The organism is Chitinophaga skermanii (assembly GCF_003259335.1).
GTDB lineage: Bacteria > Bacteroidota > Bacteroidia > Chitinophagales > Chitinophagaceae > Chitinophaga > Chitinophaga skermanii.
Map to the genome: position 1 here is coordinate 39,740 of NZ_QLLL01000014.1, position 24,515 is coordinate 64,254.

Consider the following 24,515-nt stretch of genomic DNA (forward strand, 5'->3'; position numbering starts at 1 on the left):
TTTTAACCTGTCAATATGGCGATACGGTGCAAGTTGTAGCACATTTTCAACCGGGATTTTCCCAGGTGTTCATCGATAATTTACCGTTGTAAACCAAAGCATTGCCCGGCTCTTCACCGGGGCGTTACCGAGAAAAGCTTAGGTTTTCCAAGGAGTTTGCCGACATTCATTCGACTGTTTGTCGACAATTTGTTGAAATTACCCTTACTGGAAGCGTGTTTTTATGAAATTTGTCGACACGTTGCCGAGATTTTCCGATGAAACCCTTTGTGGAGCTGTTTTTAGCCTCAAATAGTCGAGATTTTGGGGTTAAATTCAATGCAGTCAATAGTTTGGAGAAATTACTTAAAATAAGGCGTTTTTAGAGGTAGATGATGAGTTTTGATCAATTTGTCGATGATTTGTTTTGAGGTCGAAAAACGGGCTAAAAATGCCCTTAAAATGCAAATTTTAGCCCCTTTGATGAGCGAACGAAAAATGTTGGTTTGTTTTGGTGAAGTTAGTAGAATTTTGTACCTGTCAAGATGTCGGTATGGTAGAAGGCCAATCATTCATATGGCGAAAATGAAAATACCATTATAATATTACTTACAGTAGGAGGGAAACCTTTTCCATGTTTGGGCCCCGCACTGTTTTTTAAGAAAAAGAAATGGCCACTTTATCTGCAGTCTTTTGTAAATAATTATTAAAAACTTTCCGCCACCTCGAACATCATTTTCTCTTTGCTTTTCGGGTGCGTGAACTCGAGGTAGGCTGCGTGTAAATACATTCTTTCAGCAGCAGTACCATATAAATCATCACCCACAATCGGTGCATTTAATCCCAGTTCATGAGCGGCATGCATGCGTAATTGGTGCGTTCTTCCCGTTAGTGGCCAAAAATGTATTTTCGTCGTATGTGCATGGCGTTCCACTACTTGCCATTTTGTTACGCTCTTTTTGCCTGCTGTGAAACTAACAATTTGCCTTGGCCTGTTTAATAAATCGGCACAAAGTGGTAAATCAATTTCCCCGCTCGGTGTTTCTATTACTTTTGATAATAATGCAGTGTAACGTTTGCTCACGGTTCGTTGTAAGAATTGGCGTTGAATGTGTTTATGGATAGCTTGTGATTTTGCTACCACAATTAATCCCGAGGTATCCATATCCAAGCGGTGGACCATGTAAGGTTCCGCACCACCCATGAGAGATTTGAGCCGCGAGTAAACAGAGTCTTCAATCGTTACGCCCGGTACAGAACGTAAACCGGCTGCTTTGTTCACTACAATCACGCTTTCATCTTCATATACAATGTCCAGTTCATGGCTTGTTGCGTTATTCAATAGCAAAGGATTATCGTCCACGTCCATTCCTTCCAGCATATGTGCTAGGATTGGTTTGCATTTGCCTGTACAAGCAGGGTAGTAATGTCGGTGCTTCCTGATCTCGGATTTCGGAGAGGCGCCCCACCAGAATTCCGCCATGGCAATAGGGGTATACCCGTTTTTGAAAGCATACTGTAGTAGCTTCGGTATCGCGCATTCGCCTGCTGCTGAAGGTGGTGTGCCTAGCGGTGTTAGTTTGAATATATCCAGTACGCTTTTGCTTTTGCCGGCTTTATTGAGGAAGATATATTGATCGAATAGTTGTTGTTGTAGCGCTGCGGATTTTTCCTTCCGTTCTGTTTTTAAAGTCTCCAAAGTGGTTTGAAAAGCGGCTACCCGTGTTTGTAATGCTTGTAATGTAGTAGCCCACGTTTTCGTTAATACTTTCAAGCGATGTTTGTCGTGTAGGCTTTGCTTTATAAGTTCGGCTTCTGCTATCGTATATTCTGCTTGTGATAAACTTGTAATAAGCGACTCGCGCAATTGCTTGCGGTGGGCTTTATTGTGTTTAAGTTCCTCTTTGAGTGTGTCGATTTCTTGGGATGAAGTGGTGCTTGCTTGCGCAAGGTTTGCTTGTAATTGTATGTATTCTTCGCTGTTTGTGATAGCCTCGATTTGTGAGTTGATACTATTAATCACCACCTGCTCTTTCAAAAAGAAACTATCTTCCTCCAACATATCAAACACCGGCGGCACAAACTTCACATGGTCGTTCGTACCCGCCAACTTCCCGGAAAAAGCCGATAAATACCCCAATTTGCCTGCATGGTCTTGGATCACCAACACCCCGAACATCTTTCCTATACCTGTTCCCGCTTTCTCATCCAACCCAAAATCATGCGCTAACCCCGTATGCGTAACCAAATATTCTTGCAGCTCCGCCGCCGCTATTTTCGTTAGCGGGTGCGGCTCGTAATAAAAAGGAAAGGTAAACTTCGCTGGCAAGGAAATACCCTGGATCGCTTCCTCCGAAAAATATGAAATTCTATGATCGTTACTGTTTCCCAAGTCGACAAATCTTTAAAATAATCCTGCAAAATTATTACTTCTAATCGAATTCATTCAATAATGCCTTCTTTCCTTTACCGCTACCATATTCAGCACATGTTTAAAGATGCGCGCTAATACCTGTAAAAATGGTATATCCGCTTAAATGATCGCATATTGTGTAAATATAATATTTGAATATATATTATATTTACATGACTTATACCTAACTAGCCATGAAACCTCTTGTCCTGTTTTTTGCCGCATTTTTAATTTGTTACAGTCAACTTTCTGCACAACTCTATCAAGTGGATGATAGTACAGACTTACAACACGTCAAAGAATTAGCGTCTATAACGCAATCAAACATCAATATAAATATTAAGGGTACAAAGAAGTCCACTGTCACGCTTCTACAAACCAACGATTCTACTGTCGAAGTGGTGCTAACATGGCCGCAACAATATGAACTGGGTAATGGAAAGAAGATTGACGTGACACAACATTTTGTTGTACAGCAAAATGTTTACAAGTACTGGTATGCCGAATTTGATGCCAACAATATCGCGGCTATCACCCAAAGCGAAGCATTCTTAAGTGAGGATATGCGCAAGATAGGTTCCATTTATTGCAGCTTCTATTTCGAGTTTTATGCTCGTTTTTATCTCAATGATGCCAATAAAGTAGTGATGGAGTATAGGCGGTTAAAAGTAGAGAACCTGCCACCTGCCCTACAAAAAGAGGTACGTGATACAATTGCGGTGGAAAATGCACGGTTAGCGGCGGAAGAAGAAGCGCAACGGGAAATTGCAAGAAAATATGGGGTCGACGTAGCGAAGGATTTTAGCGGAGGTTATGCATTAATTGGTATGATTAGTGACGAAAAAGACTTTAGTGGTAACTATATTACACGGTATGCATTTATCGATACCACGGGTTATATAATGCAAGGTGAACCTTATTTTACTGCGGCAGAAAGCTATACTGAACATTATGCTTTGGTGCGCAATCCTGAAACAAGGCGGTACCAGTTTTTAGGAGACGAATATGTTATGCCAATGTCGACAACATTTCAATATGGTTTCCCCTTTAGCGAAGGGTGCGCGCTTATTTATGATAATAACTATTGGGGTTTTATAGACACGACCGGTTATCTCGTTACAAAAATGCAGTATTATAATGCTCGCTCTTTTTCTGATGGTATGGCGGCTGTGATGTATGAAGATAAATGGGGCTATGTCGATAAAACAGGGAAAGAAGCCCTCATCCTACAGTTCAATATGGCACATGATTTTAAAGAAGGGTATGCCTTAGTGGGGAAGGAGGGTGATCGTGCTTTGAAGTATTATTATATCACAAAAAATGGCGAAGTAGCTTACACGTTTAGTGACAATGAAAAACCTATTCGTTCCAACATGGAAGAGTTTAAAGCGTACACGTTACAGCCAAGCGATTTTCACAATGGAGTAGCTATTATAGAACGCAATGGTCGACAAGTGTATATCGATAGTAAGGGTAAAGAAATTGTCCGTATAAAATCCCGTGGTTGCGCGTTGGAACTACATCACTTTGTGAATGGTTTTGCTAGGGTAAAAGCTTGTGGTAAATGGGGCTTGATCGCGCGTAATGGCGATTGGGTAGTGCCGCCGATCTACGACGGCATCGGAAACATGTACGACAATCGTGTTGCTGTAATACGAAATGGGAACGGCGGTTTTGCAGATTCTACCGGTCGTGTTGTTATTAATCCCCAAATAATGGAACCTGCAGCTGCGATACAGAAACAACCACCCTTCACATATGTTTCTAACTTTTCGGAAGGACTAGCAGTTGTGCAGGTAAATGAAAAATATGGGTATATAGATAAGTATGGCAATTGGTTTATAAAACCCACTTTCGAAGATGCTCTTCCATTTAAGAATGGCTTTGCCCGCGTGATATACGCCGATAGGTCTAAACAATGGAAATACATACGTCGCGACGGTATACAACTGCCTATTTTTTTTCTTGACCCAAGTAATGGAAATTAAAAGATGAAAATATTTTTACAATCCCTATTGGCCATTACTGTATACATCTTCAACAGTACAGTAAGCCATGCACAAGTATTTAATAAAGCACCCAAGTTTGGTGACGATCTTCAACAGGTTAAGCATTACATACAGCAATATGTAAAAGAACAAAATAACCTTATTAGTTTATATGGGCTTGATCTTCCCCTTTATACTACAGGCTCCCAGTTGCGTGGTGGAAACGTTGTAGACGTATGGATGTGTTATAAAGAATGCTGGTATGTATTTAACACAAGCTTCTACGATATTTGTACGCATTTTATCTTCGAAAATGGGAAATATGCATACAAAGAAGAAACGTTTCGAAATAAGTCGGAAGAAATGTTAGCCTTTAGCATAAAAAGCAGGGGATACACCCATAAAATGGGTGATTACTATTTTTCCGATACCTACGATTATTACTACAAGATCTTCACCGAGAAGGAAGGGGCTACATGGGCGTACCACCCAACTGATCTCAATAAATTACCGGCAGATATTGCGGCTACTGTGAAAAAAGAAATGGAGGAAGGGCGAACAAAGGCCAATAGAACGAATACGGCCGATTTACAAGCAAAAAATACAGAAGATTTCCAATTAGAACCTGCGCACTATCTTTTTATAAACGGGGAAGATTTTAATGAAGGACTGGCCCTTGTAGGTGTGGATGCTTATAAGCCTGTAGGCAGCCGCGATTTTGGAGAGCATAAAAAGTATGGTTATATCAATGAAAATGGCGTCTTTCAAATTTTACCTATTTACGCAGCCGCCTATCCGTTTAAGAATGGCTTTGCCCGTGTAAGAAAGGATTTAAGTGATGACATGTACTTCATTAATCAATCGGGAGAAAATATATTTAAGTCGTACTACAATAAAGCAAACGATTTTGTAGAAGGCTTGGCCGCAGTAATGGAAAAGGATCGGAAATATGGTTTTATTGATATGAATGGAAAGCGTGTTACCCAGTATCGATATGATGATGTGAAAGATTTTAAAAATGGATATGCATGCGTTAAGCGCGGCGATAAATGGGGGTATATCAACAAAACAGGAGAAGAAGTGGTGTTGCCACAATTTGAGATGGCCCGGGATTTCAATGAAGGCTTAGCTTTTGTTACAAAGAGTGGAGATGGCAAAACATTCCACCAATACATCGACGAATCTTTCAATATCGTGTTTCAACTGGATGAAGAATCAGTAAGCAATAGGGCGCAATCATTTGTAGATACCGAATACTACGATTTTCATAATGGTGTAGTAAAAGTACTATACTACAATCCGCGCCAATACTTTGCAAAAACTGAAACCCACTATTATAATACAAAAGGTAAACAAGTAAACACCGCGAAAGGCAGCACAGCTTATTATGGTGCAGAGGTTACCTTTGTAGAGAAAGAAGATCGGGGTCCTTATTCAGGGGTATTGGATATTAAAGGCCGTTGGATCATCAAACCACGCTTCGAAAAAATCGGTAAGTTTAGTGAAGGGTTAGCGAAAGTAATGCTGAATAATAACTGGGGATATATCAATTTGAAAGGCGATGTAGTGATTAATAAAGATATTCTTCAACCCAAAGGCACCATCCTACATCAATATCCAATTACGGAAGCAGGTGATTTCTCAGGTGGGCTAGCTTTGGTAAAATATAATGACCGCTATGGTTATATGAATCACGACGGCGCTTGGGTAATAGCACCCACCTACATACAAGCATGCGCCTTTAAAGAAGGCATTGCCCGTGTAAGATTTCCTGGACGATTTGAATGGTGTTACATCGATAAAACAGGTAAAGTATTACGACCCGAGAGAAGATAGTATTGCACGAAAGCCTGTTTATACAACAGTAAAAACAGGCTTTATTTGAATAACGTAAAATTTTATTTGAAATATTAAAAAACAATTCTACATTTGCAACCCGAACAGCGCAATAGCGCAGTTCATTGGCAAACTTGCCCAGATGGCGGAACTGGTAGACGCGCTAGACTCAAAATCTTGTTTTCGAAAGGGAGTGCAGGTTCGATTCCTGTTCTGGGCACAAGAAAGGTTGTAAGGATTGAACTTACAACCTTTTTTATTTGTGTCAATGTCGTATTTGTCCGTTTTTTCCGCTTTTATTCACCAATCACGACACAAAATTGACACACCCCACATGACACACGCTTAATTTCTCCAAAGCTACTGGCCACTTGCATTTTGGTAGTATGTTAATGCGACACTCAAGCCTTCAAAAAATTCTTTCCTCCGCTTTTTTTCACTTTCGTTCGATTTTAGAAATTACCTCAAATCCTTACTGACACGGCATACTATTAGTGCCAATGGTTTCACTCTCTAAATCATTGGAGCATGAATTTTCTGAAACGTAAAAACACTAAAGGCGATAAAATATACTACTATTAAGACTTTGGCAGGGAGAAAGGACAGCGTCCGGCCACTGGAATTTTCGTATATACAAAGCCGAAAGACACGATACAGAAGCAGCACAATAAGCAGGCATTGGCTTAGTTGGAGGTAAAAAAGAGTTAGGCCATCATTGAGCAGCAGTCTATTGGTACAGCGTTCATAACAGCGTATAAGTTCAAAGAGAACTTCCTCGACTATTACGAAGAGTATGTAAACAACAATAAGCGGGATGGCAACCGCCATCTGAAAAGTAGCCTGAAGCAGTTCCGGCTATTTCTAGGCGCTTCCATTATCTCACAAAGTGATATAACCGAAAATACCTGCAAGGCATTTCTTAGGTTATTGTTAGATAAATATACCGGAGAGACGCCCGCCGACTACTACACCCAGTTTAAGTGGGTAATGGCTGCGGCCCCGCTGATGGCTATTTCCTGACAAACTCCACCGAAAAGGTAACTGCTAAATCAAATCCCAGTACCTGGTTGAAAGAATATCTGGAAGTCCCGGAATATCTGGAGCTTCTCAATACGCCATGTACCAACGAAGAGCTATACCGGTTTGCGCTGGGTAGAAGGTAAGTACATCAAATGGTCATGTGCGCGGTTGAGTTTTGCAATACTGTTGAAAGATAAATTGGTAGATGACACTACGATTGCTTATTTGATGAGGCATAACACTACAAAGTAGGTGCAGAAAACATATAAGCGGTACCGGCCAGCGGATCAGCAAATGACGATAGAGCAATTACCTACGCCTAAGCTGTTACCGTTTTTTCTTAAGGTTTAACATTCTAATAAAGGACCATACATTAATTATTATTTTATTTATATTTGAGATATTTAAAGGGTGCCATAAATATGATGAATTTCGCTCAACTCACTTGTGTTTCTTTTTTCAGTAAACAAACAGGGTATGATTTATTTATAAGTATTACTGGTGGGTTCGTAAGTGTTCTGGGCGCATTTTATGTTTACATTATTTCATTAAATCAAGTTAGAAGAGATCGACTAATATATTTTGTTGGACTTCTTGATAGTGTGATACCCTCAGGGATTAAACAAGCCGAATATTGTCAGGAATTATCTGAAAAAGTCAAAAAATCACCATGGATATTCCCTTTGCTGCAGTTTGAAGCAAACAATGATTTAAAGAGAATATCTGAAAGGATTGAACAAGAGGGAATATACCACGCTTTGTTACAGAAATATGGTAGAACTAAAACTAATTATACCTCATTTAGAAATATTTATGCCAAAATTGACTATCTGGATTTAATGATTGATGAATTGAGAAGTTTTAACTCTAGTGCACAAAAAGCGATGTGGGAAAGAAAGCGACTCTATGCAGAAAATTTCAGAAGTATTAAAGTCTTGATTGAAAGAATTATTATAGATGCGAAATACACTAATAGTCAAAATTATTCACATATTCCAGTACGTCTTGATGATATTTTGCAGCGTTTTTATCAGAATTCTCCGTCTGATAAGGAAAACATTAGAGAAACATACTTATATGTTGTTTGGCCCGTACAGTTATTTATACTTACAAATAACCAACAAACGGATGAATTAACATCACTTTTGCAACTGGTAATGGAAGGAATAAACCAATACAAAGGAATTGAAACAGCAGCGTTACACAACGCTAAAGATTTTATCCAATTTCAAAATGCGTTAAGTAACACGTCACAAGACCTCTTGACTTTAACCACCTATATTAAATCAGATTTTCCCATAGAAGAAATATCCTTATTTAGAAAACTGAATCCCTTTCGGATGTAGATTTTATAACTCTCTAACTTCCCTTCATTATCCCATAGCGACCACCAATTCAACGTGGAGGTCGAAGTAACGTGTTTGAAAAAAAATACTACCAATACTGACTGTGAATTATTTTTGTGGAGGGGAGAAGGAAGATACGTATAAATGTTCCTCTACTTTCTTGTAAAAGACAGATACGGATAACCAAAATTTTTGCAAAGTGCCGAAATCGTACTAACGGTCGGGTTAGCCTTGGTAGTTTCAATCCTGCCTACTTGAATTATTAGTATCGTTATAAACCTCTTCCAGGCTCACATCCTTAGCCTCTCGTAAATCCTTCAGGACAGCTGCGATGCCTTTTAATAGCTTGTTATCTCTTATTTTGTGTTGCCATCTATACATTATGGCAAGAAATAATTTTTATTAAGGAATCGTGTATGCGAAGAGTGTGATTGGAGCCTTTTTTCACAATCTTTGCAACTCCGGAGCAAGATTGTCAACTCATTGTGTAACAATGATACAAGTTGCTGGTGTTGCTAAGAGCACCTCGTTTGTAACAAAAAATATTAGCCCCTTCTTAAACGGATTAAAAGTCTTAACTTAGAAGTTAGTCGTACTTCTAGTCATTAACTAGGTCAAACGGATAGAATATATGCTACCTCAAAATTCAACTAATTTAAAAAATAGAGTCAACAAACTTTATCTGCCACGAACAAAACCATTACTTCCACTATTTGAAGTAATTAGTAATTCAATTCATGCTATTAATGATAAAGCTCATACTCTGGACCGTCCATATGACGGAAAAATTGAGATAGAAATATTACGCAATGGAAATATTCAAGCGCTTGCGTCTTTACCTGAAATAAATAACTACCCTATACATTCTTTTAAAGTGACAGATAATGGCATTGGCTTTAATGCAGAAAATATAAAGGCTTTTGCTGAATGTGATACCGATAGAAAGGCTGCGATTGGTGGAAAAGGTGTGGGCAGGCTTGTTTGCTTGAAAGCTTTTGAGAGAATAAAAGTAGAGAGTGTGTATTTAGACAATGACATGTTTAAAGCTAGGAAATTTGAATATAAAAAATCGAAAGATGGGTTTAATGATTATTTAGAAGGGCTTGAAACCGATAAAACGGGGACTGAAACCATTGTTACTCTTTCTAAATACGAGTTAGAATTTCAAAAAAATGTACCCACGAATATATATGAAATAGCACAGGAAATAGTAAATCATTTTCAACTATACTTTATCCAAGGGTTAGCACCAGATATTATTATTCTAAATCAAAATCGAACCAGTATAAATTTAAAGACTCTGTTTGAAACAGATTTTGCGAAAGATATTTTATCAGGTGAATTCACACTCGCAAATGAAACCTTTAAAACCATTATTTCTAAATCTTATAACGCAAAAAGTCACAAGTTTTTATATTGCGCTCACCAAAGAATTGTAAAAGAGGAAGGCGTGTCCAAATATATTGAGGACTTAAAGTACAAAATTGTGACAACAGATATTCAGCAGACATTTTACTACCAAATTTTCATAGTTGGCGATTTTTTAGATAATAATGTAAATGAGGAAAGAACGAACTTTAATTTTAAAGCCGATGATGAAGATGAAACTTTAGATATAAAAGAAATTACATTAGCGAAAATCAGGAAAGGCGCAATTACCTTAGTAGAAGACATTTTGAGTGAATTCTTGAAACAGGCGAGAGTGGAAAAGCTAGCTAAGTACATTCCAATAATAGAAACTGAATTTCCCAATTACTTTGCTGTTATAAATCATAACAAAGAAAAGGTTGAAAGACTACCAGCTGGCCTTTCTAAATCCGAGTTGGATTTAAAACTTTACGAAATAGAAAGCGACTGGCGCATAAACGTAAAGAAAGATGGGGTAGAGTTATTGAAAAAGAAAAAAGACATAACGAATCTTGACGAATACAAAGAACTTTACGAAAAGTTTCTGGGTGAATTTAATGAAATTGGCCAATCTGATTTAGCTCGGTATGTTGTTCATCGTAGGGCCGTTATTGATTTATTAGACCAGTTAATTGAATTAAATTCCAAAGATAAATTTGCACATGAAGATATAGTTCACAGTTTATTTTTCCCCATTAGAGAATTTAAGAGTACTGTTCCATTTGAAAAACAGAATCTTTGGTTATTAGATGAAAGATTGACCTTTAATACATTATTAGCATCTGATAAGTTATTTAGCAAAATCAATGATATAGATTCTCAATCAAGTGACCGTTCTGACCTCTTAATCAGGGTAGAAGAGGTGTTTGATGATGCAGTCCTTTACTCTGAGGAAAAAATTCCCTTTGAATCATTTACAATAGTTGAATTCAAAAGACCAGAACGAGATGATTACGTGCATGGCGACAAAAAGAAAGATCCCATTAAACAGGTAAGGTGCTACATTGAGGAAATAATTAATAATAAGGTGAAAGTGCGCGGTAAATCGCTTGGGGCTAGCGTGAGTACTCCATTTTATTGCTATATAGTTGCAGATATCACAGATTCGCTTAAATCAATATTGGTCTATGAGGGCTTTGACTCGACACCTGATGGGCTGGGATATTTTAAGTTTTTTAATATAAACCACTCTAGGGCATATATAGAAGTATTGCCATTTAAGAAAGTTATCAAGGATGCTAAACAGCGGAATAAAATACTCTTTGATAAATTAAAACTTAGCTAATAAAGGAAACAGACACTTCATTGACACAAATACCTAACAACTAATTCACCCATAACTAGGTTCGATTCCTGTTCTGGGCACCCAAAATAAAAGCCTTGTAAACACTAAGTTTACAAGGCTTTTATCATTTTATCCCACAGCCAATTAATCAGCAAACTTTTGAATCGCACCCGGCGCAACGGGTGTAAAGAAATTCACCAAATTACCATCTGGATCGCGAAATAACAGCGATCTATTTCCCCAAGGCATGGTAGTGGGCGGCTGCACGATATAGGGTTGTATATATTCCGCCAGTCTTTCATAATCGTTGTCAACATGATCCACTTTGAATTCAATGATGGCCGTTTTGTTGGCCGCTGCCTGTGCAACCTGTGCTCCACCAAATGCCTGCAATGTTTTAGTACTCCCTATAGCAAGTGTAGCAGTACCTGTTTTCAACTCGGCAAATTCGGAAGTATAAAAAGTAAATGAACCACCGGTAATACGGGCGTAAAATTCCGTTAACCGTTGGATGTCGGCTGTAATAATTCGAATAGAAACTAATTGCATGATTTGCTTTTTTAAAGTTGTTAAACATCCTCTCACCATAAAGCAAGATGTATATGCAAAAGTGGGAGGGCGTTGTGACAACAGTATGTCAGCAGTGTAGGAATATTTCTATAAAGGGCTTATAAACATTCAAGTAAAAGAAGCCCAATTCCGCATAAAAAACAACTAATTATTACCTGCGCGCGAAACGCATAACATACCTTTTTGTTCACTTTATTTTTATTTTTTTAATACCTCCATTATCCTATTTTCGCCGCTCGCTACGTGTAAAAAGTACAACCCTGGCTATGTTTTAAAAACGAATTCCAAGTAATACGCAGTAGAACAACCATCCCCAGTTATTCCTTCAAAAGCACAGAAAAACCTTTACCAAAACAACACCCTACAGTATGCATCAACCTTCAATAAATACAACACTGCACGAATAGGTAACCCCCATCACGCCATACATCCAGTAAGCCATACCCGTATCAAAGTTGATTATGCTTACGCGGTACCCCGTGAAGTACTATCGTGGTGTGCTATGAAGGTAAATAACCATGCAATTACATCGTAACCTCATAATTGTAAATACAATGAATACACATTTAAACGACATTCTTACACTTCCCGCCAAAGGGCTTCCCAATGTAAAGCACGTGGATGTACTAGTATCCTGTGAACTTATGAACAACCATTCGAAGGCCTGCCCAATTGAGCCTTCCGATCAATTACTCATCACCCAAGATCGGCAAGGCCAAGCGATGCTATTTGATATTGATAGTAATGGCGTCTTACACCTGTTCCATTATAATGATGGTATGGCCGGGGGATATACAGCCTACGAACTGGTGAAGGATTGGCCTAGCTATGATAAGGTGGTTACCTTCGACTTGTCGGAAAACAGGGATGGTACCATTTCAATTGCCATGGTAGTGAACCGAAGAAACGGTTACTTCACCGATGTACTGGTAGCCGATAATATCCCCGCGAATTTTGAATGGAAGAATTTTAGTCAAGTAGTTAAAAAAGTAACGGGTATAGCGTCAGAATTCAGGGGAACGAAAATCCGTATCGGCACAAGCGATATGGATGGCCATGCCATGGTAGTGGTGAATGGAAATGTTCTTGGTAATGAAACCTATTACCGGGTAGATAATAGGTATGCTGCCTCGCAATTAACGATGTCAAGTACACCAAGTCAAGCCAACCAAGTCGAAGTGGGCTATGTATCAGGACAAAAAGGGCATTTCGGTTTATCCGGTGTTAATAGCTATAGTAAACTAGCATTCGTAACGATCCCTAATCAAGCCGGCAATGAAAATTCATATGACTTCAGTCCTTCAAAAGTACCGGGTAATTTGCATTACAATTGCATATTTGTCGGCCAAGGAACAGCAACGCAACCTTCCCAATTGTCATCTGATCTATATGTAGGAGCGGCGGAAGGTATATACCTGTTTCATAATAGCAAGGTGAGTCTATTTCAACGCGTGAATACGAAAGTAAAAGATGTAAAATCATTGTATGTAACAGAAGATACTCACCAAATTTCAGTGTGGGCAGTCACGAAGATCGGTCATCTTTATTACATCAGTGGGTCGAAGAACGGCGAGCAATATACCTGGGAGGATGAACAGTTGTTTGAATTAAACATCAACCACTTATCTTCTATACGCAACAGGGTGAAGTTCACGAACGAGATTTATTATGTTGACCAACGCAAAAACTTTATCCATAATTGGGAGTGCCCTACATCTGGTTTTTGGTTCACAAGAACGATCAAGCAACAAAACGATCCTTACTTATTAGGCGTAGCATCCTATACCACCTTGCTCAAATTAACCGACCAAGATGGCAATATTTTGGCAGGAAAAACCTTTTCGCTTTCTTCCTCTGAGTGGCTGTATGTTGAAATAAATGGTGAAGCCTACAACATGGATGTTAATCACCCCGTTAGCGTTACAACAGATAACCGGGGCATGATCAACATTGTGCAACTCACCGACGAAGTTTTATCACCTATATTTTACCTGGACGCAGCTTTCCTTGATAAAACCATCAATGTATTCCCGCATGGGAAAGTCATAGATGGACTATCCAACATCCAATCTGCCGACGATCTAAGAAAAGCCAAGGATATTAATGGCGACCCTATTCTAACCGGTTACCATCCACCGGCCACGTTGAATCATGTAGTTGATTGCTTACGTACACTCACCGGTATTGCTGCCTATACCCAAAGAGGTACAGTAAGAAAAGGTGACTTGTTTGTGTCACTTTCCAACAAGGAAACGAAAATAACCGGTCGGCTCGACCTACGCGGTATGCCCGATTTCAAAATAGGCATAAAGTTGGAGCGCGGTATATGGCAGTTGTTTTCGGAAGATGATTATGCGAAATTCATCGTAGAAGGCTACCATGTTCGCTGGTTCGGTAGTAAATGGTGGAGAGCTGTGAAGAAAGCAGCGGCAGCTGTTGTTGATACGGTGGAGAATGCTGTTACAACCGTTATAGAGAAAGTAGGCGATACGGTGAATTTAATCATTAACATCGCGGGAGATGCTTATCATTTCGTGCTAGATACCTTGTCGGAAGTAATGAAGGGAATTGATTGGGTGTTGAGCATAGTCAAAATAGCTATTACAGATGCCGTACGTTGGTTAGGCGATTTTTTAGGCTTTAAAGATGTTTGGACTACCTACCAGGTAATTAAAACGTTAGCGAAGAATGGGATCGACTATAGCAACCACGCAATAGAAAAACGATTAAATGAACTCAAGAATTTTATAAATGACGAGTTCGGAAAAATTGAATCCTTGGTGTCAAAAGCTACAGTACCATCCTATATTGCTTCCAAAGGCTTAAGCGAATCGAAGTCACATAAGAACCCTTTCGATTCGGCGGCCGGTAACTGGATCTTCAACTTGATAGCCAATAACCAGCTATTCGAAGGCGGTATGAAAGCTTCAAGTGGTTCTAGCGGCTTCCAGGGATTTGTACGAAATACGATTCAACCTGCTTTTGAAGAAATAAAGCCCAAGCTACAAGTTTTAATAAACGATGTGCAGTATGCGCTTTCGAAAGATGTAAAATACTATCACAATATTGTTAAAGATCTTATTAATCTTTTCATTGCCCCCATGAAAAGGGTGCTGATAGGTATCCTCGATTATATAAGGGAAATGCTGCAAAGTATTCCTACCTTAATGAATGGCAAAGTACTGCCGCCATTTTTAGATTCATTATACAGGTGGATTGCCGCTTTAATTGGCGATTATGAAGAATTAACGATCCTCAATGCCATCTCGTTTATTGTGGCCATTCCGTATACCTACGGGCATAGAATATTAAAAGGATATGCGCCTTTTGCATATGGTGATAAAGGTCTTACTGCAACTTCCTTGTATAGTACCTTGTTCGATCCTCGTCGTTCCGGGGAGGATTCAAAATCTTGGGAGGACTTGAAAGAAGCCTATTCTAAAGGAGGTGCGGGTATTGCATCCATTGCGTCAATGCCATTAGCTTTGTTGTCGTTAGCCACCTCTATGTCAAAATCAGGTAAATCAAATAAAGAGAACCCTAGTGAACTAGAGCAAATAGCGCGTGGCTTCCAATTGCTAATTCCACTTATCACGATCCCATTAGAAAAGGATGACCAAAATACGGCATCATTCGTATTAAGAGTTATTTCTTTCGTTTGTGCTACTATGAAAGATTGGTTCGGTGTATTAATTGAAGAAAAGATGATGGGTAAATTAGTAACGGCAGTGGCAGATACATTTATATTCATCCTTTCATTAACGGCCGATATACTTAACGGCGAAGACTTACTCAGTTATTTGCAAGATATTTTATCCAATTTGGGCGGTGTAGTTAGTTCTGTTGGTGTACTAACGGAACAAATTATTGCCGTTGGCATCGGCGCCGGTATTTCCTTGGGAGGCGCTGCTGTAGGTTTAGTACAATCAGTTTCAGATGATGGAGATATTGTGCAAGTGGTAAATCCTGGTGGTTGATAAGATAAGTTGTTTGAATAGTAGGTAGGGTTATATCGAAGGATGTAGCCCTACTTTCTTGTGTTCAACTATTTGTATACCTCAAAAGAACAAGCAGCAAATTTTATTGATTGTTGCATACTTGGATATACACTTGTAAGTCATATTCCATGATGGCAGAATAAAAAGTAAAGCGTCTGCAGTTTATGGAATCCCTCAAAATAACGCATCTCTCATAAAAAAGCTATGAAACCACTAATCACTTTTTTCTTAACTATTCTTTTTACAACGGGTGCCTTCGCCACCGCCCAATACCCCGATAAACTTATTTATAAAGGAAAAGAATACGATCTACAGAGTAATCCTTTAGAAAACTATTTCGAACAACACCCCGAAAGTCGACCGAAAGGAGATACTTGGTCAACTGCCTTGTGGCGTGGTTATATTGCTACCTTTGAAGTGCGTGATGAAACACTTTACTTAAAGGATATAGAAGTGATGGTGTTCGATAGCATTACTAAAGACACAAAATTTCAAAGTGTAGTGAAAAAGGTATTCCCCGGTCAAACTAATATGAAAATTGATTGGGTAACTGGCATTTTGGTGTTGCCCTATGGTAAATTGGTCAATTATGTTCATATGGGATATGGGTCTACTTACGAAAAATATATATTGTTAGAAGTGGATAAAGGTGTGGTGAAGAAGGATATTTACTTGAATAACGAACAATATGAAACCTTTAAATACAAACAATTCCTAGCGTTTAAAAAAACGGAAGAATACCGTCAACTCAAAACCAGTTTGCAACAAAAGGAAGGTATGACGGATGAAAGTATCGACGACTTTCTCAAGAGTTTTATCATTGGGTATTCGTCCCGTATCTTAGCAGATGAATAAAGTATAGTAAGGATGGGAAGCATTGTGGAATGTGATTTCCCTCAAAAATCCATTAACTTTGCTTCCTCATTCATACAAAAAAACAGGTCGAACTCGTGTATTCAAAAGAAGAAACATCAAAGCTCAAACAAGATTTCTGGACCACCTTCGGGCGCTATATGAAACCCATTTTATCCGCCGATGGTGAAAAAGTAAGCTGGGCCAACTACAAAACCGGCATCCCGGGCATCTTCTTTAAAATGGATACCGACAACCGCCATGCACGCATCTCTATCCTCATTACCCAAGCCGATCCAACATTACATGCTGCTTTCTACGAGCTATTCGAAATGCAAAAACAAATGCTCGAAACCACGCTCGGCGAAAATGATTGGGCATGGGAACAAAATACCACCGACGATTACGGCCAACCTATCAGCCGCATCACCAAAGAACTGAAAGGTATTTCCGTGTTAAGGAATGAAGATTGGCCTACTTTAATTTCATTTTTCAAAGAAAGAATGGTCGCGCTCGATGAATACTGGAGCATGGCCAAGTATGGTTTTGAAGCGTTGGTGTAATAAAAAAACCTGCAACAAGGGTTTGTTGCAGGTGCAAGTTTTATAGGACGTATGATTATTTCTTCATCCACATCACCCCGTTCTTCGAAGAATACATGCTAATCGCCTTTTCTTCCAATAACCCACGCAACACCTTCTCCGCATCTACAAGCGATATTTCACTCAATTCTGCAAACTCTCTCGTCGTCATGGTAGGATAAACCGCAAATAACTGCGGCCAATCTTTTACATAAGCGGCCTTGCTAGCAGTTGGATGCATCTTTTGAATACCTTGCTCAAATGCTTGGTAAGGTTTAAAACCATATACCATAGTAGGGGGCTGGTCGCCACTGGTAACAAACACCGTAGGGAACCCACGTACGCCCATTTTCCTAGCATATTGTAAATCTTCCTTGAAAGCAATGGTAGCACGCTCGTAATCCGCTTTTAACTGCACAGCATCCAAACCCGCCTGTGTTGCAGCCGTAGCTATGTGTTCCCATTTGGCGATGTTCTTCTTCTGCAAAAACACCATCTCGCGCATTTGACGAAGGAACTTCACGGCTTTCTCTTTATCCTGGTATTGCGCCGCCATAAAAGCAATGGATGGAGGATACGACGAGTCCAATGGATCTTCCAACCAAACATCACCATCAATCGGCATATTGTAATAAGCACTTACTTCATCCCAATGATGCGCTACATCCGAGGGTTTGCTAATGCCACCACTGTTGTAACTCCAATCGGGTAACAAGCCGCCCATGTGGTACTCGATCTCAACATCCTGGCCGTATTCCAGTTTGAGCTTCCGCAACTGCGGCTCAATACCCCAACAAGATGAACATATCGGGTCGGTGAAATACACCAGTTTGACAGGTTTCTGGCCCGTCGCTGTTTTCGCTGTGATATGACTATCTTGGGTACTGGGAATTTCGCACACACCCGTAGCCGGGTCGCACAATAATGGGTTGGTATTTGACATCGGTTTGTTTTTAGTTTGACCTGTACAGTTAACGAGCAACATGCAGAGTACAGCAGTAAAAAATACAGGAAGCTTTCTCATAGAATTCCTTTAGAACAGCACAAAACTACAGCAGTACAAGTACACAATTGTTATCCCTTACCCTTTAGAAACTAGTTACCTCCAGGAAACTAACTCGCCTTATTGTAAGTTTTGTGCCTACCTTTACAGTCATATGAAAAAGCAATCTACCGTCAATACTACCGGCCTTTGTAAAACACGTATCCTCGCCATCAAAGACACGATGGAGATATTGTCTGGTAAATGGAAGTTTCACATCATTGGAACTTTACTATTAGGTGGGAAAATGCGCTTCATGGATTTGTTACGGGAAGTAGACGGCATTGCACCGAAGATGTTATCGAAAGAATTGCAAGATATGGAGATCAACCAGCTGGTGGTTAGAACCGTTTGTAATACAAAGCCTATTACCGTAGAATATGAAATCACGGAATACGGCAGCACATTAGCGCCTATTATTGATGAAATTGCGAACTGGGGTATTTCTTACCGGAATGCTTTGTTAAAGAAAGAAAGCACCGTGCAAGGCTAAAGCTGCTTATAATTAGAGCAGCTTATTTAATCCCTAGTAATTGGAATAACTCATCCTTCTTGTTCAATGCAATGGTAATCGTTTTTCCATTCACTAACTCCACCATGTTCCCCGTTACACTGCGCACCATTTCCAAGTTGAGAATAAACGATCGCTGTACCCTGAAAAACTTCGGCAAGGTCAACACTTCATCCATCGATTTTAAAGTACCCAAGGTAGTAAAGGTTTCGTTTGCAATAACAATCTTTAAATAGTCGCCTTGGGCTTCTACATACAGTATTTCACCTAGTAAAATTTTAATCAACTTGCCGTCCGCTTTAATAAACACCCGGTCGGCCGATACTTGTTGTATCGCCGGTTGCTTACGCATGTCGATATATTCCTTGGTGCGGTTCACCGCTTTTACAAACCTGTCGAAACGCACAGGCTTTACTAAGTAATCCATTACCCCGGTTTCATAACCTTCCAGCGCGAAATCGCGGTGCGCCGTAATGAAAATAATTACAGGCGGCTTTTCTAATGATCTTACCAGCTCTAAGCCATTCATTTTCGGCATTTGAATATCGCTGAATATGATGTCTACTTCATGTTGTTGTAAGTACATAAATGCTTCCATAGGATCACCAAACGTAGCGCCCAGTTGTAAGTAGGGTATTTTTTCTATGAACGATACAACTACATCTTGCCCAATCGGTTCGTCGTCGATAACGATACAATGCAATGGTTCCATTATTTACTAAGGACTATTTTTAAGTGGATGTCAAATGTTTTTCCGTCATTGTTTACCGTCAATTCGTGCTGGCCGGGATAGATTAACTGTAAACGTTTTCTTGTATTCGCTAATCCAATGCCACCAAATTCACGCTTCTCCATCATAGCATCTATATCATTTTTTATATGGAAGAAAAACGTATTGTTGCTGATGGTGATGTTGATGTGTATGAAGGGGTCTTTCATGCGCTTTAACCCGTATTTAAAGGCATTTTCTATAAACGGAAATGTAAGTAAAGGCGCTATAAACAACTTGCTGTCATATTCTTCTCCCGTAATATGGAATACAATTGGTTTATCGGCCGGGTAGCGCATTCTTTCTAGCTCCACATAATTCTTCATAAACGCCAGTTCCCGTTCTAGTAGCACTTTCTCTGTGTTCGATTCATACAAACTATAACTCATAATGTCCGACAAGTTCAAGATCACTTCCGGTGCCGCATCATCTTTGCGAATGGTAAGACCGTAAAGATTATTGAGGGTATTGAAAAGAAAATGAGGGTTGAGTTGTGATTTTAAAAAGTCTTTTTCAATTTGAACGTTTTGGATTTCTAGTTCTAATTGTTGCTTTTGTAGTTGCAAAGTTTTGCTATACATTTTCGTAATTTCAAACACGATTTTAACCAAGGAGAAAGGGGATAACAAGGTAATAACAATAAACGCTTGCGAAATCACCCTTCTAAACCCCAATGCCTCCGTAATACTTTGCTCCGCTGCCTTCGATACAACACCTTTCAATTCCCCGTTCATTACTTCAAACCCAACCTGCGCATAGGCGATAGAAATCAGATAGTTTACCGTCATCCACAAGTAAATGCACACGGGCACACTCATTACAATCAACAAAACCGTTAACAATCGCTTAGGCGTAAACAATTTCGGCAACAATAAATACCAAAAAAAGTAAAAGACGGTCATGTTATTCATCGTCATCCGAAGCGTCAACAGTAAACTTTCAACCCCTGTTAGTTTATACGCTATTTTGTAACTAATAAATAGTAGGATAGCGAATACACTCCACATAAGCCCATGTAAAAGTACCCTCGCCTTTGTAGTATATAACTGGTCGATATCCATCGCGGCAAATCTCTCTGAAAAGTAACTGGTCGACAATAGTAGCGTGTTTAATTTGACTGTAAATATCGCTAAACTTGCGTACAAGTAGCTGGTTTATAATATTCTAATAGTGGCGTTAATTAGATTAATGGCATTATGACCAAGGATAGGATAGAGCACATTCCCGCTGAACTTCCTTAAAATACCCACGCTAACAGCTGAAATAAGCGTTAAATAAACAATGGTGATAATATCACATTTTACCTTGTGATCCGGTGTAACCACTACACCATGCGTTAACCCGAAAAAGAAAGTAACGATGATCAAGCCCCAACCAAACGAAATCCCTTTCACCTGCCATTTTGGGAGGAACACTTTATCCAGCATCCATAAATACAAGCCTCTAAACAATATTTCTTCCGTTAAGCCCGGCATCGTAGCTTGGAAAGCGAATGTTTCTGCATTGAATTGTCCCCCTTTAGGGAATAAAATCATTTTAAACACAATATCAAAAGCCAGGAAGCCGAGGAATACCCATACACCGAATCGTACCTTTGAAGGCTCGTTGGTGGAGGTAGTGAAACCGGCTGCCTTCCATTGATCTTTCGTCATGCACAGGATAAATACCACCGCTAATAGTAAGCTAGCCAACTTGCCCGTCCATGCAAACCGGGTATGCCAGCCGAGTATTGTATCTAGCTGCCTGCTTAGGATTTGTACATACACATCCGTTAAGAAATAAGCAATAAAGAGCAGTAAGTATGTAAGTTGACCTTTTGCTGATTGGAAATAAGCGATACATAAAACTGGTAATAATAACAAAATCCACAGGATCGGTGTAAGTAACGACATATCTATAATTTTCTTTGAAACGCTGTACTGTAGGCGTTATGTGTGTTGAATTGATAACGATCCAAAAGTAGGTAGATGGGGTAGGCAGGAGAAATGATTTCGGTGAAATAGGTGCTGTACTCGGTGAAAATTGGGTTTTGCCAGGTGGTATAGTTAGTCTCGATTATCTTATATGTGATATGAACTATAAAAATTTCTTGTAGTTTTATTCTTCAGCCATATAAACTCGTCAACTTATGCAAGTGCAAGATATTTTAAAGGAACTCCAATCACTCAGCAATGCTGCTACACTCAAACACAACAAAAAGAGTGGTGCACACGATAACCAATACGGCGTTAAACTGGGTGATATTCGCAAAATAGCTGCAAATATTAAAACGAATCATGCGCTTGCACTCGAATTATGGCAAACGAATAATATTGACGCGAAGTTGTTGGCCTGCCTTATCATCAAACCAACTGCCTTATCACCAAAAGAAGTCACTGCATTAGTAGAATCAATCGATTTCGTGGGAGAGGCCGATTGGTTTACCTCCTACATATTGAAAGACTATCCCAATAAAGATCAATTCCGCGAAAGCTGGATGAAATCAAAAAATAAATGGGCTGCCCGCGCCGGTTGGAGCCTAATGGCTAGTAAAATTGCACAAGGCGCAGAAGGACTAGATTTAGACAAACTACTAGATCAACTCGAAAAAGAAATGCCCATAGCCGTACCCGAAGTACAATGGACTATGAACTATGCACTGGCTTACACCGGTATTCATCATCCCGCCTACCGCGCACGCGCTCTAGCCCTAGGAGAGAAGCTAGGCATACTCCGCGATTACCCAGTATCTAAAGGCTGTACATCACCCTTTGCTCCAATTTGGATTAATGAAATGGTAAAACGAGCAGAACAAACGAAAAAGAAATAACTAAGTTTTAAAGTACATCAGTAACCTCATTCACCGTAGCTGCTGCAATGCATGGAAGTACCAAGCCCGCATTGCATCCATTCAAACCTGCGCCCCAACTAGCATTAAACTCTAATATAAACCAACCAATTGGTTCGGCATAAGCCACATCAATGACTACACTTCTTGGAAATAATGCAGCATTCTCTTGTAGGAAACCTGTTACAAAAGCACGTCCTGTTAATAGATCCGCTTCTCCTTCATAACAAGCAATATCTTTCACGTCGCCATCCAACACAAAACAGCGCGCTTCTGCTTGTATGTGCGAAATAATGCTAGAAGTAAGCACTGGTTCTGTCAATTCCAACCCTTGGGTACGTTCTTGCAAAGCTGCTAAGGAAGTTAAAACGCCCGCAATGAACATTTTAGGCACAACGGGTTTTATAAATATAGGAAACATCGCTTCGGTAAGTGCTCCCAACGTAGTTTGCGTTATACGGCGTTTGGTCCAGCGTTGATCGAGGCGGGCGATAATGGTATCATCTGGGAAAAGTAGTGTTTTGTTATACAATTGTGCCAGTACGAAGGCAAAGGCTTGGTTGCCATATATCGCCAGCGGTTGGGTGACTAAACTGTCGTTTTTGATCCAGTATTTTCCTAGTAGCTGTACCGGGTTACCGGTTTGCATCCAAGCGTTTTGTACGGCTTCAATTTCAATATCCAATTTCTCTGGCAATAATAGGGTAGTAGGGTGCATTAGTTAGGCTGAGTTGTAGTGGATTTAAGATACTCTTCGACCGAAATTTCCATCAATATCATTAAAAGCCCAAGAAGCCATCGCCTCCAGTACAGGCTGTAAACCTCTTCCGGCTTTACTTAAACTGTAGGTAACATAGGGCGGCACTTCCGGCTTGGCTTCGCGGATAATTAAATCGTCGGCTTCCAGTTGTTTTAAATTCTGGATCAACATCTTTTCTGAAACCTGCGGAATGGCCCTTTTTAGTTCGCTATAGCGTTTATCTCCTTGGATAAGGTGAAATAGAATAATCGGCTTCCAATAGCCGCCAATCTTATCCATTACGTAAATAACAGGGCACTGGTCAAGTGCATATTTCTTATTCTCTTGTATGGTCGAGCTTTCTTTGATGGCTGTCATGATACATACTTTAGGGTAAGTACTTGTCTAAAAGTTAGTACAAAGATAGCTTTGCATACAGAAATAAAACAAATCAAAATGAAAAAGATCATCGTATCCGGTTCGCTGGGAAATATAGGTAAAACATTAACGGGTTTATTAGTGAAAGACGGTCATGATGTAACCGTTATTACAAGCTCCCCTGGTCGTACCCAAGCCATCGAAGCTTTAGGGGCAAAGGCTGCTGTAGGGTCCGTGTCTGATCCCGTATTTTTAACAAATACACTCCAAGGGGCTGATGCCCTCTTTGCTATGACGCCTCCCAATATGGGCGGTGAAAACATTGTTGCTAATACTGTTAATGCCGGTAAAGCATTTGCCGATGCCATTACAAAAAGCGGTGTGCCAAGGGTAGTGATGTTAAGTAGCGTGGGGGCCGAGTATACCGATGGCACAGGCCCCATTAAAGGTCTACATCAGATCGAAAACCTGTACCGCCAAATCCCCGGTATTTCTTTAACCATTCTACGCGCTGGCTACTTCTACACCAACTTCTTCAACGATGTGGCAATGATTCAACATATGAACATCATGGGTAGCAATTTCCCAGGTGATGTAAACCTCCCGGTTGTTCACCCCGATGATATTGCCGCCAAGGCCGCGCAAGCATTACTGGTTACCCCAACAGGTACCGATATACAATACGTAGTAAGCGACGTTCGCCAACCGAATCATATCGCTTCCGTACTCGGTAATGCTGCCGGAAAACCAGGCCTCCCTTGGGTGCCTTTCACAGACGAACAAGCTCTCAGCGGTATGACCCAAGCCGGGTTACCAGCCGAAATGGCCGGTTTGTACGTAGAAATGGGCCAAGCCATCCGCGATCATAAACTCATGACCGATTTCGAAAAGAACGGTTCTCCTGTTATAGGTAATATCAAGCTGGAAGATTTCGCTAAAACATTTGCTACGAAGTTCACGGCTTAATTGGATCA

At 39.9% G+C, this 24,515-nt stretch carries 19 protein-coding genes and 1 tRNA gene; 12 read left to right on the forward strand and 8 right to left on the reverse strand.

Annotated elements, in window-relative coordinates; all coding sequences use genetic code 11:
• Positions 1–685: 685 nt before the first annotated feature.
• The gene (locus LX64_RS24640; RefSeq protein WP_111600372.1) at positions 686–2,371 is read right to left on the reverse strand and encodes an RluA family pseudouridine synthase; all 1,686 of its coding nucleotides are present in this window, start codon (positions 2,369–2,371) and stop codon (positions 686–688) included.
• Between the two features lie 215 nt (positions 2,372–2,586).
• On the opposite strand from LX64_RS24640, the gene LX64_RS24645 reads away from it, so the two are divergent.
• The 6 genes from LX64_RS24645 to LX64_RS24670 all read left to right on the forward strand — a co-directional run bounded on the left by LX64_RS24645 (position 2,587) and on the right by LX64_RS24670 (position 11,274).
• The gene (locus tag LX64_RS24645) at positions 2,587–4,380 is read left to right on the forward strand and encodes a WG repeat-containing protein (protein ID WP_111600373.1); all 1,794 of its coding nucleotides are present in this window, start codon (positions 2,587–2,589) and stop codon (positions 4,378–4,380) included.
• A gap of 3 nt (positions 4,381–4,383) precedes the next feature.
• Entirely contained in the window at positions 4,384–6,216 is a 1,833-nt protein-coding gene (locus tag LX64_RS24650) for a WG repeat-containing protein (RefSeq protein ID WP_111600374.1), read from the forward strand.
• Between the two features lie 136 nt (positions 6,217–6,352).
• A tRNA-Leu gene (locus LX64_RS24655) sits at positions 6,353–6,436 on the forward strand.
• Positions 6,437–6,960: 524 nt separating this feature from the next.
• Positions 6,961–7,236 (forward strand): phage integrase SAM-like domain-containing protein, encoded by a 276-nt coding sequence (locus tag LX64_RS26530; RefSeq protein ID WP_394337186.1) that lies wholly within the window; start codon positions 6,961–6,963, stop codon positions 7,234–7,236.
• A 422-nt stretch (positions 7,237–7,658) separates the two neighbouring features.
• Positions 7,659–8,582 (forward strand): hypothetical protein, encoded by a 924-nt coding sequence (locus LX64_RS24665; protein ID WP_111600375.1) that lies wholly within the window; start codon positions 7,659–7,661, stop codon positions 8,580–8,582.
• A 631-nt stretch (positions 8,583–9,213) separates the two neighbouring features.
• Positions 9,214–11,274 carry an ATP-binding protein gene (locus tag LX64_RS24670; protein WP_111600376.1) on the forward strand — a complete coding sequence of 687 codons (2,061 nt, stop codon included), beginning with the start codon at positions 9,214–9,216 and terminating at the stop codon, positions 11,272–11,274.
• Positions 11,275–11,418: 144 nt separating this feature from the next.
• On the opposite strand, the gene LX64_RS24675 is transcribed toward LX64_RS24670, so the two are convergent.
• On the reverse strand, positions 11,419–11,823 hold the full coding sequence (locus LX64_RS24675) for a VOC family protein (RefSeq protein WP_111600408.1): 405 nt from the start codon (positions 11,821–11,823) through the stop codon (positions 11,419–11,421).
• A gap of 575 nt (positions 11,824–12,398) precedes the next feature.
• On the opposite strand from LX64_RS24675, the gene LX64_RS24680 reads away from it, so the two are divergent.
• The 3 genes from LX64_RS24680 (at position 12,399) to LX64_RS24690 (ending at position 17,257) form a co-directional block, all read left to right on the forward strand.
• Positions 12,399–15,821: a hypothetical protein gene (locus tag LX64_RS24680; protein WP_111600377.1), complete on the forward strand. Its 3,423-nt coding sequence runs from the start codon at positions 12,399–12,401 to the stop codon at positions 15,819–15,821.
• A 225-nt stretch (positions 15,822–16,046) separates the two neighbouring features.
• Complete coding sequence (locus LX64_RS24685; RefSeq protein ID WP_111600378.1) at positions 16,047–16,697, forward strand: hypothetical protein; 651 nt, start codon at positions 16,047–16,049, stop codon at positions 16,695–16,697.
• A gap of 95 nt (positions 16,698–16,792) precedes the next feature.
• A complete protein-coding gene (locus LX64_RS24690; protein ID WP_111600379.1) occupies positions 16,793–17,257 on the forward strand; it encodes a DUF4268 domain-containing protein in 465 nt (154 codons plus the stop codon).
• A gap of 55 nt (positions 17,258–17,312) precedes the next feature.
• On the opposite strand, the gene LX64_RS24695 is transcribed toward LX64_RS24690, so the two are convergent.
• Positions 17,313–18,299 (reverse strand): ClpXP adapter SpxH family protein, encoded by a 987-nt coding sequence (locus tag LX64_RS24695; RefSeq protein WP_211324890.1) that lies wholly within the window; start codon positions 18,297–18,299, stop codon positions 17,313–17,315.
• A gap of 133 nt (positions 18,300–18,432) precedes the next feature.
• Here LX64_RS24695 and LX64_RS24700 point away from each other — a divergent pair, with 133 nt between their 5' ends.
• The gene (locus tag LX64_RS24700; protein WP_111600380.1) at positions 18,433–18,810 is read left to right on the forward strand and encodes a winged helix-turn-helix transcriptional regulator; all 378 of its coding nucleotides are present in this window, start codon (positions 18,433–18,435) and stop codon (positions 18,808–18,810) included.
• Between the two features lie 22 nt (positions 18,811–18,832).
• Here the strand turns inward: LX64_RS24700 and LX64_RS24705 are convergent, their stop codons facing one another.
• Genes LX64_RS24705 through LX64_RS24715 form a run of 3 tightly spaced genes read right to left on the reverse strand, consistent with a single transcriptional unit; the run spans position 18,833 to position 21,489 of the window.
• Positions 18,833–19,540: a LytR/AlgR family response regulator transcription factor gene (locus tag LX64_RS24705; RefSeq protein WP_111600381.1), complete on the reverse strand. Its 708-nt coding sequence runs from the start codon at positions 19,538–19,540 to the stop codon at positions 18,833–18,835.
• Complete coding sequence (locus LX64_RS24710; RefSeq protein WP_211324891.1) at positions 19,540–20,742, reverse strand: sensor histidine kinase; 1,203 nt, start codon at positions 20,740–20,742, stop codon at positions 19,540–19,542. Before LX64_RS24710 ends, LX64_RS24705 begins: the two co-directional genes overlap by 1 nt.
• A 9-nt stretch (positions 20,743–20,751) precedes the next feature.
• Positions 20,752–21,489, reverse strand: a complete 738-nt coding sequence (locus LX64_RS24715) for a CPBP family intramembrane glutamic endopeptidase (RefSeq protein ID WP_111600383.1) — start codon at positions 21,487–21,489, stop codon at positions 20,752–20,754.
• 236 nt (positions 21,490–21,725) lie between these two features.
• Here LX64_RS24715 and LX64_RS24720 point away from each other — a divergent pair, with 236 nt between their 5' ends.
• On the forward strand, positions 21,726–22,406 hold the full coding sequence (locus tag LX64_RS24720; RefSeq protein ID WP_111600384.1) for a DNA alkylation repair protein: 681 nt from the start codon (positions 21,726–21,728) through the stop codon (positions 22,404–22,406).
• A 7-nt stretch (positions 22,407–22,413) separates the two neighbouring features.
• On the opposite strand, the gene LX64_RS25890 is transcribed toward LX64_RS24720, so the two are convergent.
• Both LX64_RS25890 and LX64_RS24730 read right to left on the reverse strand, forming a co-directional pair.
• Positions 22,414–23,142, reverse strand: coding sequence for an ATP-grasp domain-containing protein (locus LX64_RS25890; protein WP_148707460.1), 729 nt, complete (start codon positions 23,140–23,142; stop codon positions 22,414–22,416).
• 24 nt (positions 23,143–23,166) lie between these two features.
• Positions 23,167–23,541, reverse strand: a complete 375-nt coding sequence (locus LX64_RS24730) for a winged helix-turn-helix transcriptional regulator (RefSeq protein ID WP_111600385.1) — start codon at positions 23,539–23,541, stop codon at positions 23,167–23,169.
• 78 nt (positions 23,542–23,619) lie between these two features.
• On the opposite strand from LX64_RS24730, the gene LX64_RS24735 reads away from it, so the two are divergent.
• Positions 23,620–24,507, forward strand: coding sequence for an NmrA family NAD(P)-binding protein (locus tag LX64_RS24735; protein WP_111600386.1), 888 nt, complete (start codon positions 23,620–23,622; stop codon positions 24,505–24,507).
• The last annotated feature ends 8 nt before the right edge of the window (positions 24,508–24,515 follow it).

What these genes read in the sequence shown, in the direction of transcription:
- LX64_RS24645 (WP_111600373.1), top strand. Translation starts at nt 2,587, where the DNA reads ATGAAACCTCTTGTCCTGTTTTTTGCCGCATTTTTAATTTGTTACAGT.
- LX64_RS24650 (WP_111600374.1), top strand. Translation starts at nt 4,384, where the DNA reads ATGAAAATATTTTTACAATCCCTATTGGCCATTACTGTATACATCTTC.
- LX64_RS24665 (WP_111600375.1), top strand. Translation starts at nt 7,659, where the DNA reads ATGATGAATTTCGCTCAACTCACTTGTGTTTCTTTTTTCAGTAAACAA.
- LX64_RS24670 (WP_111600376.1), top strand. Translation starts at nt 9,214, where the DNA reads ATGCTACCTCAAAATTCAACTAATTTAAAAAATAGAGTCAACAAACTT.
- LX64_RS24675 (WP_111600408.1), bottom strand. Translation starts at nt 11,823, where the DNA reads ATGCAATTAGTTTCTATTCGAATTATTACAGCCGACATCCAACGGTTA.
- LX64_RS24680 (WP_111600377.1), top strand. Translation starts at nt 12,399, where the DNA reads ATGAATACACATTTAAACGACATTCTTACACTTCCCGCCAAAGGGCTT.
- LX64_RS24685 (WP_111600378.1), top strand. Translation starts at nt 16,047, where the DNA reads ATGAAACCACTAATCACTTTTTTCTTAACTATTCTTTTTACAACGGGT.
- LX64_RS24695 (WP_211324890.1), bottom strand. Translation starts at nt 18,299, where the DNA reads ATGAGAAAGCTTCCTGTATTTTTTACTGCTGTACTCTGCATGTTGCTC.
- LX64_RS24700 (WP_111600380.1), top strand. Translation starts at nt 18,433, where the DNA reads ATGAAAAAGCAATCTACCGTCAATACTACCGGCCTTTGTAAAACACGT.
- LX64_RS24705 (WP_111600381.1), bottom strand. Translation starts at nt 19,540, where the DNA reads ATGGAACCATTGCATTGTATCGTTATCGACGACGAACCGATTGGGCAA.
- LX64_RS24715 (WP_111600383.1), bottom strand. Translation starts at nt 21,489, where the DNA reads ATGTCGTTACTTACACCGATCCTGTGGATTTTGTTATTATTACCAGTT.
- LX64_RS24720 (WP_111600384.1), top strand. Translation starts at nt 21,726, where the DNA reads ATGCAAGTGCAAGATATTTTAAAGGAACTCCAATCACTCAGCAATGCT.
- LX64_RS25890 (WP_148707460.1), bottom strand. Translation starts at nt 23,142, where the DNA reads ATGCACCCTACTACCCTATTATTGCCAGAGAAATTGGATATTGAAATT.
- LX64_RS24730 (WP_111600385.1), bottom strand. Translation starts at nt 23,541, where the DNA reads ATGACAGCCATCAAAGAAAGCTCGACCATACAAGAGAATAAGAAATAT.
- LX64_RS24735 (WP_111600386.1), top strand. Translation starts at nt 23,620, where the DNA reads ATGAAAAAGATCATCGTATCCGGTTCGCTGGGAAATATAGGTAAAACA.